Source organism: Winogradskyella thalassocola, assembly GCF_900099995.1.
Lineage (GTDB): Bacteria > Bacteroidota > Bacteroidia > Flavobacteriales > Flavobacteriaceae > Winogradskyella > Winogradskyella thalassocola.
In genome coordinates this window covers 15,097-29,061 of record NZ_FNCZ01000005.1, presented here as the reverse complement: position 1 = coordinate 29,061, position 13,965 = coordinate 15,097, and the positions used below count along the sequence as shown (strand labels likewise).

The 13,965-nt window shown below is 34.0% G+C and carries 11 protein-coding genes; 3 read left to right on the top strand and 8 right to left on the bottom strand.

The features are described 5' to 3' along the window. Positions 1 to 3 precede the first annotated feature (3 nt). The 3 genes from BLT80_RS12655 to BLT80_RS12645 form a co-directional block, all read right to left on the bottom strand. Positions 4 to 1,281, bottom strand: a complete 1,278-nt coding sequence (locus BLT80_RS12655) for a polysaccharide pyruvyl transferase family protein (protein ID WP_092468557.1) — start codon at positions 1,279 to 1,281, stop codon at positions 4 to 6. 33 nt (positions 1,282 to 1,314) lie between these two features. Continuing rightward, positions 1,315 to 2,538, bottom strand: a complete 1,224-nt coding sequence (locus BLT80_RS12650; protein WP_092468555.1) for an ABC transporter ATP-binding protein — start codon at positions 2,536 to 2,538, stop codon at positions 1,315 to 1,317. A 180-nt stretch (positions 2,539 to 2,718) separates the two neighbouring features. After that, positions 2,719 to 3,564, bottom strand: a complete 846-nt coding sequence (locus BLT80_RS12645) for an ABC transporter permease (protein ID WP_092468553.1) — start codon at positions 3,562 to 3,564, stop codon at positions 2,719 to 2,721. A gap of 467 nt (positions 3,565 to 4,031) precedes the next feature. Here BLT80_RS12645 and BLT80_RS12640 point away from each other — a divergent pair, with 467 nt between their 5' ends. Then, positions 4,032 to 4,400 (top strand): endonuclease domain-containing protein, encoded by a 369-nt coding sequence (locus BLT80_RS12640; protein ID WP_092468551.1) that lies wholly within the window; start codon positions 4,032 to 4,034, stop codon positions 4,398 to 4,400. A 408-nt stretch (positions 4,401 to 4,808) separates the two neighbouring features. Here the strand turns inward: BLT80_RS12640 and BLT80_RS12635 are convergent, their stop codons facing one another. The 5 genes from BLT80_RS12635 to BLT80_RS12615 all read right to left on the bottom strand — a co-directional run bounded on the left by BLT80_RS12635 (position 4,809) and on the right by BLT80_RS12615 (position 11,072). Beyond that, entirely contained in the window at positions 4,809 to 5,789 is a 981-nt protein-coding gene (locus tag BLT80_RS12635; protein ID WP_092468549.1) for an SDR family oxidoreductase, read from the bottom strand. Beyond that, positions 5,789 to 7,084: a nucleotide sugar dehydrogenase gene (locus BLT80_RS12630; RefSeq protein ID WP_092468547.1), complete on the bottom strand. Its 1,296-nt coding sequence runs from the start codon at positions 7,082 to 7,084 to the stop codon at positions 5,789 to 5,791. The genes BLT80_RS12635 and BLT80_RS12630 overlap by 1 nt, the downstream gene beginning before the upstream one ends. Then, positions 7,081 to 7,671 (bottom strand): sugar transferase, encoded by a 591-nt coding sequence (locus BLT80_RS12625; protein ID WP_092468544.1) that lies wholly within the window; start codon positions 7,669 to 7,671, stop codon positions 7,081 to 7,083. Before BLT80_RS12625 ends, BLT80_RS12630 begins: the two co-directional genes overlap by 4 nt. Positions 7,672 to 7,791: 120 nt before the next feature. Continuing rightward, positions 7,792 to 10,266 (bottom strand): polysaccharide biosynthesis tyrosine autokinase, encoded by a 2,475-nt coding sequence (locus BLT80_RS12620; RefSeq protein ID WP_092468542.1) that lies wholly within the window; start codon positions 10,264 to 10,266, stop codon positions 7,792 to 7,794. Positions 10,267 to 10,271: 5 nt separating this feature from the next. Next, positions 10,272 to 11,072, bottom strand: a complete 801-nt coding sequence (locus tag BLT80_RS12615) for a polysaccharide biosynthesis/export family protein (RefSeq protein WP_092468540.1) — start codon at positions 11,070 to 11,072, stop codon at positions 10,272 to 10,274. Positions 11,073 to 11,174: 102 nt separating this feature from the next. On the opposite strand from BLT80_RS12615, the gene BLT80_RS12610 reads away from it, so the two are divergent. Beyond that, complete coding sequence (locus BLT80_RS12610; RefSeq protein WP_092468538.1) at positions 11,175 to 13,037, top strand: ABC-F family ATP-binding cassette domain-containing protein; 1,863 nt, start codon at positions 11,175 to 11,177, stop codon at positions 13,035 to 13,037. A gap of 73 nt (positions 13,038 to 13,110) precedes the next feature. Next, positions 13,111 to 13,905 carry an O-methyltransferase gene (locus BLT80_RS12605; protein WP_245710249.1) on the top strand — a complete coding sequence of 265 codons (795 nt, stop codon included), beginning with the start codon at positions 13,111 to 13,113 and terminating at the stop codon, positions 13,903 to 13,905. Positions 13,906 to 13,965: the final 60 nt, after the last annotated feature.

Genomic DNA, 13,965 nt, shown 5'->3' with positions numbered 1-13,965 from the left:
AGATTAAAGGGTTTTCTTAAAAAAATTATAGCCAGGTATTTTTCTAAACGTATTCGTAATTTTATCTATTTTTTTAGAAATTTTGATAAGTTCTCTATGCTGCTTTTTTTCCAAATGATTTAATCTTTCCGACAATTGAGCTAAATCTCTAAATAAGATTTTGGTATTCGCATTTAAATCTTCTTTGTTGTACCAATATGCTGATGGTTCTTTAATTTCAAATGACAAATTATCTGACAAATTTAAGTCAGCCATTAATTTCATAAAATTATCAAATCTATGTTTGTATAAATTATTGAATTCAGAATAATCAGCTTGATCAAAAATATCTTGAATAGACAAATTTCCAATATCCTCATATTTTATATAAGGTATTTTATAAAACTCAGCAATCTCTTCTACCCTTACGTCTCTAGCAATCATTACTGCAGGAATCCCTTGTATTAAAGCTGCAACACAGCCATGTAATCTGGCTCCTAAAACAAAATCATGTTTTGCTACTTCTGCATACCATTCGTCAAATGTATGGACAAACATTCCTCTAGATTTAATATGAGTTAAAGCATTTTCCCCATTCTTATGTAATTTATAATTTCCAAGTTCTGCCTTTTTTACAACTTGCTCATTATCCACAGCTTCAACAAACACAACTTCATCTAAAAAATCTTGTCCTAAAATTTTTACATCGTTTAATAAACTCTCATTTAAATCTGCCATTGTTCTGTGATAAACAACTAGGGGATTTTTAAAAGTTTTCTTCTTTTCAATTTTCAAATCTCTATTTAAAGGAGCAAATAAAGTTGGACAACCAAAATTAACAATATTTTCAGGATCAAAGCCTGATTTCAGAAGTACAGAAGCTGTATGCGGACCTCTCACACCTAAATAACCAGAAGATTCCACTACATAATTTAATAAGTCTTTTAAAGAATGGTGGATGTCATTAACCATTGAGCTACCCGCAGAATAATCTTGAATCCCTAACGAAAATGCTACTGTCTTTATTTTTAAATCTTTAACAAAATCAGTATATAAAGATACATCTCTCCAATTAGTGACATGAGTTGCAAAGGCTACTACACATAAATCATATGTATTTCTATAGTCTTCTATTTTTGAAAAATCATCAATATAATCTGCATTAAAAAAATCTATTAAAGTCCTAGAAATCAAACTAGCTCCATGATTACTCGCATATCTTGTATTTTCAGAACTCCATAAAGCATGATTAGAAATATCATAATTATATTCTGGCCCAAGACCTATCACCATTGTTTTCATTATACTTATTTTTTAATAATTTTTATATATTATTTATTGAGCCATTTCATATTTAGACTTCAGCAAGAAAGGAGCCCAAATTTCATCTTTTTGAAGCACTTGAAATACCAGTAAATTATTAACTCTTAATATGGGTTCTTTTCTCTTGTCCGCAAGTACTGTTATATTTATTGAGTATATACCTTTGGATAGGTTTATTCCCTCATGCTCAACAGTAAATAATAAATCTCTTCCTTCCATACTTAATTCATTAGAGTTTCTAACAAACATAGCCACTGGCCTTTGCTCCTTATCCATGATAAAAATTGAAATTTGAGGCACCCCAATTTCCTTTATTGCTTTAAATTTAAAATACAGTTTTAAATTATCACCCCAACTAATTTGTGGGATACCTTCTAGAATACTTTCAGGTTTTAGTAATTCAATTTTTTCTAATATTATAGAGTCATCAGTAAAAACGACCCCACTTTCATTGTTAGCAAAACGGTTATAATATAAATCAATGGCGCGACTTACATCTGGACCTTGAAATTTTACCTCGCCTCTATCCATTAAGATTATTTGACTGCAAATTCGAGACACCATAGGCATACTATGAGATACAAAAATCACAGCCGTATGTGGCAGAATAGTATCAATGGTTTTAAAACATTTTAACACAAACCCTAAGTCCCCAACCGCCAATACTTCATCTATAATTAACACATCAGGTTCCATTTGAGCTGCTATAGCAAACCCCAAACGCACTTTCATACCAGAACTGTAATGTTGTACAGGCATGTCTATAAATTCTTCAAGCTCTGCAAAGGCAATAATTGTTTCTAACTTACTATCTATTTCTTTACGGCTAAAACCTAAAATAGCTCCATTATTATAAATGTTTTCGCGCCCGCTAAGGATAGGGTTAAAACCAGCACCTAATTCTATAAGTGCACCTACTCGCCCTTTTATAGTTACTTTACCTGCATCAGGATTAATAAGTCCGTTAAGTATTTTTAATAAGGTACTCTTACCAGCACCATTATGCCCAATTAAGCCTAAACATTCACCTCGTCTCAACTCAAAACTAATATCTTTAACCGCCCAAAACTCCTTAGGCCGCAATAATCGGTCTTCACTAGAGCCAGAGACTCCACTCACCAAATCTTTTAGTCCATACCAAAGGCTAGTTTTAAGATCTTTGCAAAACTTTTTACTCAAACCCTCTACCTTTACAAGGACAGCATCATCAGCTATTATTTCATTTTTATCAGACATGTAATGTTTTGGTCTTTCTTTCTAAATTCTTTATCTTAAACGCTAAACTTTTTTTACTTCAATAAGCTCTTCCCTTATTTTTAAGGAAAGGTGAATTTGTTTTCCATCAAAGAAAACAAAGACGGAAGGGTTTTCTTCCTACTTCCTACTTTACACTTTTTACTAACGACTCTCAACCAACTACGCACTCAACCGCTCCACAATAATAGGAATTGAAATACGATAAATAATCAACCCTAAAAATAAAAACGGAATACAAATAGCAAGTACCACCAAAAAATAATTGAGATACTCTGGTGTAAACCCTACAACCAAATCTCTAGCCGTTAATAGAATCGGTGTTATAGGATTCCAAGTCATTATTGTTTTCATAATGCCAGTTTTAGGAATCGCATAAACAACAGGAGTCACATACATTAAAAACTGCATGCTAAACGTTATAATTTTACCAATATCTTTATATAATAGCCCTAAAGGAGTTAAAAACAAGCCCACAGTGGTTCCAAAAATAATAGCACCCAAAATAGCTATTGGGAACAACAGTAAACTCCATTGCAAACCAACACCATAAATAATAACAAATACAACTAGTATTAGTATTTTAATAGACGTGTCAAATAACAATTTATAAATACCAGAGAGCAATAAGGCCTCTTTAGGAAAATTAATTTTAGTTAAAATACCCTTCGCCGCTTGTGTACTCGTCATCGGAGAATTGATAGAAGCCACAATTATAGACCAAATTAAGGTTCCAGAAAACGCATACACAGGGTACGGAATCCCAGTATCAGACAATTTAATAGTACCACTACTATTCAAGAAAATCCACACAGCAGCAGTGGTTAACGGCATAATAAAAGCCCAAACAATACCCAAATAAGATTGGCGGTACATGGCTTTGATATCTCGTTCTGCTAATTGCCGTGCTAAAAACCGTGATTGAAACATATCGCTTAAGCTCGCTTTTAAAAGCGTACCAAATTTTATGGTTCTTTGTTTTTGATAAACTCGAGTTTCTAAGGCCATGTATAGTTACAAATATTAAGGAAAACATCCTTTTTTTCAATAGGGCTAATATACTAATTCCATTAAGAATCTAAAACAAGGCCGCTAGAATAAAATATGATTTTAACGTGTTGTGATTTATGATAAAATCAAACCCACCGTCTAAACGGTCTTCGGCGGTTCAGCCACCTCCCTTTGACTAAAAAGAGGAGCACATATAGTAAACTAAGGTGAGTGAGTTAAACGACAAACTCTCTGGTTCAAAATTATAAAGTAAACCACCAACCACAACTCTCCTCTTTTTTGTAAAGAAGTACAAATAATTAAAGAAGCAAAATACAGAAAACAATGTCTAAAAGGACAATTTAAGCCAGCTCCCCTCTTTCCTTCAAAGAGGGGAATGAATTTACCGAAGGAACGAAGGTAAAGAAAAGGGGTGTTCAAAAAGTTAAGTTAAACCTCTGAATAAAATTCCTTATTTTTAATTCATGCCAAAACAAAATACCCATACCAAAAAAGCATTACAAGAATACAGAAGGGCATTAAGAAACAACTTAACACCTTCAGAAGCGCAGTTATGGAAACATTTAAAATCAAGACAACTCAGCAATAGAAAATTTCAAAGACAACACAGCATTGGTTATTACATAGTTGATTTCTACTGTGCTGCTGAAAAGTTAATTATAGAATTGGATGGAGAAATTCACAACAATCCAAAAGCACAAGAATACGATAAAAAAAGAACGCAATACTTAGAAAATTTAGGCTACAAAGTCATTCGTTTTGAAAACAAGATGGTTTTTGATGCGCTTCCATCTGTTTTAGGGGAAATACAAGTTAATTTTAAAACTAAGTAATATGAATATAAAATCAAACCCACCGTCTGAACCTTCTACGGCGGTTCAGCCACCTCCCTTTGACTAAAGGGAGGAGCACATATTGGAGACCAAATTAAATTGTATAAACGACCTAGTTTCTAGTTCAATTTAGAAAAAAAAAGAATTCTAAATAAAACTAAACACTTACCACAACTCTCCCCGCAGTTTTTAATAAAAGTATAATCCCGAAGTCAATGTCAAGAAAAAGTACCTAATCCCGCTCCCCTCTTTTTTTTCAAAGATGTTTAAATAATCAAAAAAGTAAAATCCAGTAAACAATTATAACAGATACCTCCTCAGCCTGCTCCCCTCTTTGAGAAAAGAGGGGTATGAATTCCCGAGGAACGAGATGAAGAAAGGAGTGTTCAACACGCAGAAGAGCGTATATTAAGAATCAAACGAATCCCAAGTAATCTTCAAACCTTCTCTTACGGTATATTTTGGTTCATACCCTAACAAGTTTTGCGCTTTAGAAATATCTGCTAAAGAATCTCTAACATCACCTTGTCTATTAGGTCCGTAAATAGCTTTTAATTCAGAATTGGCGGCAATGCGTAAAGATTCCCATAAGTAGTTAATAGTAATACGCTCACCACAAGCCACATTAAAGACCTCATTCTTAGCCTCTTTTGATGCGAAAAACCCTTTTACATTAGCCTGAACAACATTATCTATAAATGTAAAGTCTCTGGTTTGCTCACCATCACCATTAATTTTAGAAGGCTCATTATCTTTAAGCGCTTGCATAAATAATGGAATTACTGCTGCATAGGCACCATCCGGACTTTGTTTTGGTCCAAACACATTAAAATAGCGTAAGCCAATAACATCAGTATCATAAGTAGTACCAAATACATCAGCATACAATTCGTTTACATATTTTGTAACGGCATAAGGAGATAAAGGTTTCCCTATTGTATCTTCCATTTTAGGTAATGCTTTACTATCTCCATACGTTGAGCTAGACGCCGCATAGACCATACGTTTTACGGTTGAGCTATCTTTCAACGCAATCATCATATTTAAAAACCCAGATATATTAACCTCATTCGTCGTTGCCGGATCGTTAATAGAACGCGGCACAGAACCTAAAGCGGCTTGGTGAGAGACATAATCTATGCCTTCCATAGCGTTTTTACAGGTCTCTAAATCACGAATATCACCTTCTATCAATTCGAAGGCTGGGTTATCCATAAATTCAGTTAAGTTTTCGCGATGACCATTAGAAAAGTTATCTAAAACACGTACTTTTTTAGCCTTGTACTTTAATAAGTATTCCGTAAGGTTAGAGCCAATAAAGCCACCTCCTCCTGTGATTAAAAAACTTAATTTAGAAAGGTCTGTTGTATGATGTGGGTTTGAATACATTATAGTCTAGCGTCTACGGTGTCCAAAGGAAGTAATGATTTTACATCGAAAACAACACCTGTTTGTGATTTTAGTTTTGTAATATCTAATTTTAAGAATTGGTTATGAGAAACCGCTAAAATTACCGCATCGTACTCAGAACTTAATTCAGTGAAATCAGTGATTAAATCTAATTTATACTCATGCTTTACTTCTTCAGCAGAAGCCCAAGGATCATAAACATCGACATTAACATCGTATGTTTCTAACTCTTCAATAATATCAATAACTCTAGAGTTTCTAATGTCCGGACAGTTCTCTTTAAATGTAATACCTAATACAAGAACTTTAGAACCTTTAATAGTCGCTCCTTTCTTAATCATCATTTTTACAGTTTCGGTAGCCACATAGCTTCCCATACTGTCATTCATCTTACGACCTGCTAAAATAATCTCAGGATCGTAACCAGATTCTATCGCTTTTTGAGCCAAATAATAAGGATCGACTCCAATACAATGCCCACCAACTAAACCTGGTGAGAATTTTAAGAAATTCCATTTTGTACCTGCAGCTTCTAATACAGCCTTGGTGTCAATATCCAAAAGTCTAAAGATTTTAGACAATTCATTAACAAAGGCAATATTGATATCACGTTGTGAATTCTCAATCACTTTTGCAGCTTCCGCCACTTTTATTGAAGGCGCCATATGAGTACCTGCAACGATGACCTTTTTATAAAGATTATCAACCTTTACCGCTATTTCTGGAGTAGAACCAGAAGTAACTTTCAATATTTTTGTAACCGTATGCTCCTTATCACCTGGATTAATTCGTTCTGGTGAATAACCAGCATAAAAATCTTTATTATAAACGAGTCCAGAAGTTTTCTCTAATACAGGAATACAAATATCTTCTGTTGCTCCCGGATAAACCGTAGATTCGTAAACCACAATATCATCTTTAGATAACACTTTACCAACTGTTTCACTAGCCTTTATTAAAGGAGTAAATACAGGCTTGTTTAAAGCATCTGTAGGTGTAGGTACGGTAATTATATAGTAATTAGTTACAGCTAATGCTTCGATATCGTCTGTAATATATAAACCTTTACTAGCATTTAAATCCGTCGTTAATACCGATTTTAAATGATCGTTTTCAACTTCTAAGGTTTTATCTAATCCACCATTTAGTTCGCTGATACGTTGTTTGTTAATATCGAAACCAACAACTAAGAATTGTTTTGCAAATTCTACGGCTAGAGGCAAACCGACATAACCTAATCCTATAATGGCAATTTTATCTTCTGAATGAGTCATTTATTTAAAATAGATTTTAAAATGAGTGTCAAATCTAAGTAAAAACTGTAATTCTGAACGTAATTTTTATTGATTTTTACTTTATCTACCCAAATAATCGTTCTGTTGTAGTGTTTTGGGTTATTTTGACGTTCTAAGACACGTTCTTCATGTCGGTATTTTAAGGTTGCCGGACCAGTTATGCCGGGTTTGACCTCTAAAATAATACGATCGTCGCCGATTAATTCATCAGCAAAACCCTGCAAATCAGGTCTCGGACCAACAAAACTCATATCACCTATCAATACGTTATAAAGTTGAGGCAATTCGTTTAATTTAGTTTGTCTTAAAAATTTACCTATAGAAGATGCACTGTTATCTAATTGCCCTAATTGATGCTCTCCATCCCCTAAAGTTCTAATTTTATAAATCCTGAAGAGTTTTCCATACTGACCAACACGACATTGAGAATAGACGCCCCATTTTTTAGTGTCTATAGTAGCAATGAGAACTAATAATAGAATAGGAACAATAAGTAACGGTAAGCACATTAACGCCAAAAGAACATCAAAAATACGTTTGACTTTAAGTTGCGATTTACTAATCATAAGCATACAGTTAAAAACATTCAAAACGTACAGCTCCGTCCCTGACTTCAAGAGAAGACAAATTAAAATGCAAGAATAGACAACAGCCAACAACTAACAGCTAAACGCTAAAAGCCAACATTATATCCGCTTCAAAAACGCTTTTATCTTTTTAAAAATAGACTGGTTATCTTTTTCGTGATACGTATTACCATAAACACCATAGCCGTAACCATAACCATAGCCATAGCCATAACCATAATTACTGTTATTTTTATGCCTATAAAAGTTAAGCACATAACTCACGTTTTTAAGCTCCCCAGTACGGTGCTTAGCATTTACCAACTGAAGCATACCTTTTTTTGTATAGTCTAAACGGACCATAAATATAGTGGCATCTGCATATTGTGTTAATTCTAAGGCATCTGTAACCAAACCTAAAGGAGGAGTATCTAGAATAATGATATCATACTCTTGCTTAAGCATACTAATAAGCTCCTTTAATTTATCACTCATCAATAACTCCGAAGGGTTAGGCGGAATTGGACCTGAAGGAACAACATCCAAATTCTCAATTTGTGTATGGGTCACAATGTTTTCAAAAGAATCATCCCCGATAAGGTAATTAACCACACCTTTCTCATTAGTAATATTAAAATCATCAAAGATTTTTGGCTTACGTAGATCTAAACCTAATAAAATGGTCTTTTTTCCTGAAAGCGCATAAACCGTAGCAATATTAATAGACGTAAATGTTTTCCCTTCACCACTAACAGAAGAGGTTATCATTAATGTATCTGCTCTATGATCTTCCGTTCCCTGATTTTTAAAGATAAATTGTAAACTCGAACGGATAGCTCTAAAAGATTCAGCTACGGCCGACTTTGGTTTTTCAAAAGCCACCAAGTTATTCTTATAGCGGTATTTACCAACTAAACCTAATATAGGAATTTTAGACAATCGGGCAATCTCATCAGAGCCATGAATGGTACTATCCAACAAATAGACAACAAAAATTAATAACATTGGAAGAAAAAAGCCAAGCATTAAGCCCATCATATAATTAAGACTTTTATTAGGCCCTATCAAACCTCCTCCAATATCTTTAGCTTCATCAATAACAGTAATATCCGAAATGTTTGCTGCTTTTACAATAGCAGCTTCACTGCGTTTTGCTAAGTAAATATCATAAGCTTCCTGACTGAGATCTAATTTTCGTTGAATCCTCAAAAACTGTTGCTCATCCTCTGGTAACCCACTCAATTTCGATTCTAAAGCCGAAATGTTACTATTCAAAGTTCGTATTCGCACTCCAATCGTTTCTTTGGTCGCATCTAATGTTTCAAGTAATACATTTTTTTCAGAATCAATACGGCGATCTAATTCTTTAAAAAGCCCTGACCCCTCCTTAGTAGTATATTCTAAATTTTGACGTTCTGCTGCCAAGGCAACAATCTTGGAAACACCACCAAGTACGTTTCCTTCTTCAATACCAACACTCGTAGGGGCTGCAATATTAGTATAATCAGTTTTAGTATTTAAATAAACTTCAAGATTGTTTAAATAATCAAGTTTCGATTCTTCATTTTGCTTTTCCAATTCAAATTGACGCAGCTCCTCCGAAATTTGAGAGATTTCTGAGCTTACATCAAACACCTTGTTATCTCTTCTAAACGTATTCATCTCATCCGTAAAATCTTCAAGATTTACATTTACGGCCGCCAAACTACTATCAATAAATTTTATAGTATTCGTAGCGTATAGGTTTTTCCGTTTCAACTCGGTCTTACTCAAAATTTCAGAAGTAGCATTCAGATAATCTACAATTTTAGCTTTATTATGTCCAGCCAATTGTAAATTTAAAATAGAACCAGCCGAAGTCCCAACCGTGGTAATCATAACATTAGACTTGTAACTATTAACGACACCATCAAAATTACTAAACCGAAGAAAATATTCTGCCCCTGGAGTAATACTACGCTCCGGTTTTACTATAATTTGACCGTTTAAAAAAGGTAAGGCAATAGTCTCACCACTTTTGATTTTTTTTGTAAAGACGCCTGTAGGTACCTCTACTGTAGATTTAGATTTATCTCCATAGGTTTGAGTAGAAACAATTTTGCCTTGAAATGCTGTAAACACCTCAAATTCATTGGCGTTTAAGAAGCGTATCCCAACTGGATAGTTCAATACCTGAGCTTTAGATTTATCTATAACAAATTCAAAAGGCGCACTTTTATAAATATCTATTTTTCGGTATTTACCTTCTTCTAGGTAATCCATATAATACTGAAGGGAATCCACAACAATTTCATTGTGTGTACGCGTTTTTATCGCAGTCATTACTTTACCTACTTTTCCAGAAGTCCCCCCCCAATTAAAGGAGATACTAGTATTAGCGGTAAAAAACGGATTCTGATCGTTCTCTATAGAAATTAAAGAATCTAAGCGGTAAACATTTTGCTTTCTGGCGTTAATAAAGTAAGCGATTAGCATAGCGGCGCCAATACAAATCAACACAAATTTCCATAGATTTAATACTTTAAAAAGATAACCTCTAAAATCAAAACTTATACTTTGCGAATCTTGGTCTTCTAAATCGTCATAATCCTTCATATGTATTATAGTCTTGAATAAAGTAAAACTCCTGTAGTTAGTAAAGAAAGTATGGAAGCTATCGCAGCAATACTAGAGAGTGCTGTCTCACCAGTCCCAAGAGACTTTTGCTTTAAAGGTTCTACATAAATAATATCATTGGGTTGTATATAATAATAGGGTGATTGCATCACCTTTACATCAGTCAAATCCAAACTATGTATTTTCTGTCCTTGTGGGTACTGTCTAATAATTTTAACGGCTTTTTTATTACCTGTTACAGGAATTTCCCCAACATTGGCAATCGCTTCAAATATATTAACACGCTCAGAATATAACACCTGGCTCCCTGGCGAGCCGACTTCTCCATTAGCGGTATAACGTAAACCAGCCAATTTAACAGTTACAAAAATATTAGCGGTTTCTTTAAATTGCTCTTCTAGAAGTTTTTGTTCTATACGTTTTTCTATCTCTTCAGTCGTAAACCCTAAAACATTAAGATAACCTAGAGTTGGAATTCTCACATTACCATGAACATCGACCGTAAATCCATCAAAATAAGCACGCTCAGCACCAGTAGCATTTAAATTCTCGTCTCCTGTTGGGTTTAAAATAGATACCGTTTCTTGATCTAACGCTTTAACACGTATATTCAATATGTCATTAACTTGAACACGATAAGGTTTCTGAATTTCAACAAGATTATTAGGAATAGTATCATTGATAGCATCCTCCTTAACCTGCAAATAAATGGTGTCTTTATGAGGGATACAAGACGACACTATAATACAACTCAAAAAAATAATTAAAAGCTTAATACGCTTCATAAATACAATGGATCTTTGAACACAAATATAATGTATCAACACTAATATCAAAACTAATACGATTCTTTTTGGTTTATTTCCGTTCTTTGCAAAAAAAACACCTTGAATTACCTAAACGTAGAAAATATATCAAAATCTTTTGGAGAGCTTGTGCTCTTTAAAAATTTGTCTTTCAGTATCCATAAAGATCAAAAAATTGCTTTTGTAGCTAAAAATGGAAGCGGAAAAACATCCATTCTTAAAATGTTAGCAGGAAAGGACACACCTGATGATGGACAGATCGTCGCTAGAAAAGGATTGCGTTTAGCCTTTTTAGACCAAGAACCCGATTTAGATCCTAATCTTACGCTCGAAGAAACCATCTTTGCTTCAGACATCCCAGTCTTAAAAATCATTGAAGCTTATGAGCACGCGTTAAAAACCCCAGAAGATGCCGATGCTTACCAAAAAGCATTTGAAGGCATGGATCGCTACAACGCGTGGGAATTTGAAACACAATATCAACAAACTTTATCGCAATTAAAATTAGATGACCTTTCTCTGAAAGTGAACACACTTTCTGGTGGACAGAAAAAGCGTTTAGCATTAGCACAAGCACTTTTAAGCAAACCTGATATTTTAATTCTCGATGAGCCTACCAACCACCTTGATCTAGAAATGATCGAATGGTTAGAAGAGTATTTCGCTAAAACACAGCAAACACTATTCATGGTAACGCATGACCGTTACTTCCTAGAACGTGTTTGTAATGAAATTATAGAGTTAGATCATGGTGAATTACACACCTACAAAGGAAATTATTCATACTATTTAGAAAAGAAAGAAGCTCGAATAGAGAATCAAGCTACTGAAGTTGGTAAAGCCAAACAACTCTTTAAAAAAGAACTGGAATGGATGCGTCGCCAACCTAAAGCGCGTACTACAAAATCTAAAAGTAGAATTGATGATTTCTCTGAAATAAAAACCAAAGCACACCAACGTCGTAACGATCATACCATCGAATTGGATATCAACATGGAACGTCTGGGGAGTAAAATCATAGAATTTCATAAGGTCTCAAAAGCATTTAAAGACAAAACGATTTTAAATGATTTTGAATACACCTTCAAAAAAGGTGAACGTATTGGTATTATTGGCAAAAACGGAACAGGAAAATCAACGTTTTTAAACCTTCTAACACAAACAGCACAGCCAGATAGCGGTAAAGTTGTTTTAGGTGAAACCGTTAAGATTGGTTATTACACTCAGGGAGGTATTAAAGCCAAACCCAACCAAAAAGTTATCGATGTTATTAAAGAATTTGGCGAGTATATTCCATTAGCCAAAGGCCGACAAATTAGCGCACAACAATTACTAGAAAAGTTTTTATTCGACAGAAAAAAGCAATGGGATTTTGTTGAGAAACTAAGTGGTGGTGAACAAAAACGATTGTACTTATGTACTGTTTTAATTCAGAATCCGAATGTGTTAATTTTAGATGAGCCTACCAACGATTTAGATATTGTAACGTTAAATGTTCTTGAAGATTTCTTAATGGATTTCCCAGGAGTATTATTAGTGGTATCTCACGACCGTTACTTTATGGATAAAATTGTAGACCATATGTTTGTTTTTAGAGGTCAAGGAGTTGTTGATGATTTCCCAGGTAATTATTCCGATTTTAGAGCTTATGATGAAAGTCAACCCAAACAAATTGAAGTCGCAGAAAAAGTTGTTGATACCAAAGCGGAAAAGCAAAACGACGCCAATAAATTAGATTACAACGAACAAAAAGAATACAAGAATTTAACGTCTAAAATAAGATCTTTAGAATTAGATAAAACCGAATTAGAAGCCAAGTTTCATAATCCTGAATTAACCCAAGATCAAATCAGTAAACTTTCAGAAAAATTACAAGTGATTATTGATACCATTGAAGAAAAAGAAATGCGTTGGTTTGAATTGGCAGAAAAATTGGAAGGCTAGAAGCCTCTCGCAAAGACGCAGAGATGCAAAGCATTAAGATAAGTAGTGTTTTTTTCTTTGCGTCTTAGCGCCTTTGCGAGAAAAAGAAACTAATAAAGTGTACCAAATAAAAGCATACATAAAATTCCTTTCAAAAGCCACCAATCAACATGGTGTCCACTCCCCTTTTGTATATAATTTTGTAACCAAATGCCTTTACGACAAAACCAACCATGACGCCTACGCTAAACTCAAACTTTATAAAAAAACCTTAGAAAACGCAGACACCATTTTAGATATTACAGATTTAGGTGAAGGTTCTAAAGTTCTAAATGCTAAACAACGAAAGGTTAGTAAAATGGTAAAAACGTCCAGCAGTTCTAAAAAAGATTCGAAACTCTTATACAGACTTTCAAAATACTTCGGGTTTCAGCGTATTTTGGAATTAGGAACGTCATTAGGAATGGGAACCTATGCACTAGCATTAGCAAATAAGTCTTCAAAGATCACGACCATAGAAGGCTGTTTAAACACCTCAACTTTTGCACAATCTCAACTCACAAAGCTCAACATAAACAATATTGACTTTGAAGTCGGAAATTTCACTGATAAAATCCCTGATTTAAAACACAACAGCTTCGACTTCATCTTCTTTGATGGCCATCATAACAAAGAAGCCACCATTCAATATTTTGAAGCCTTACTACCGACCGCTCATAATGATTCTGTTTTTGTTTTTGATGATATTTATTGGTCCAAAGGCATGACTGAAGCATGGGACTATATTAAAAATCACAATGCCGTAACGGTCACAGTAGATTGTTTCAATTTGGGTTTTGTGTTTTTCAGAAATGAACAAGCAGAAGAACATTTTAAAATTAGACTGTAACAAGTCAACAAGTTTTGCGTCTTATTTAGCGAACTGAATTTCAAATTCCTTTATCTTGCA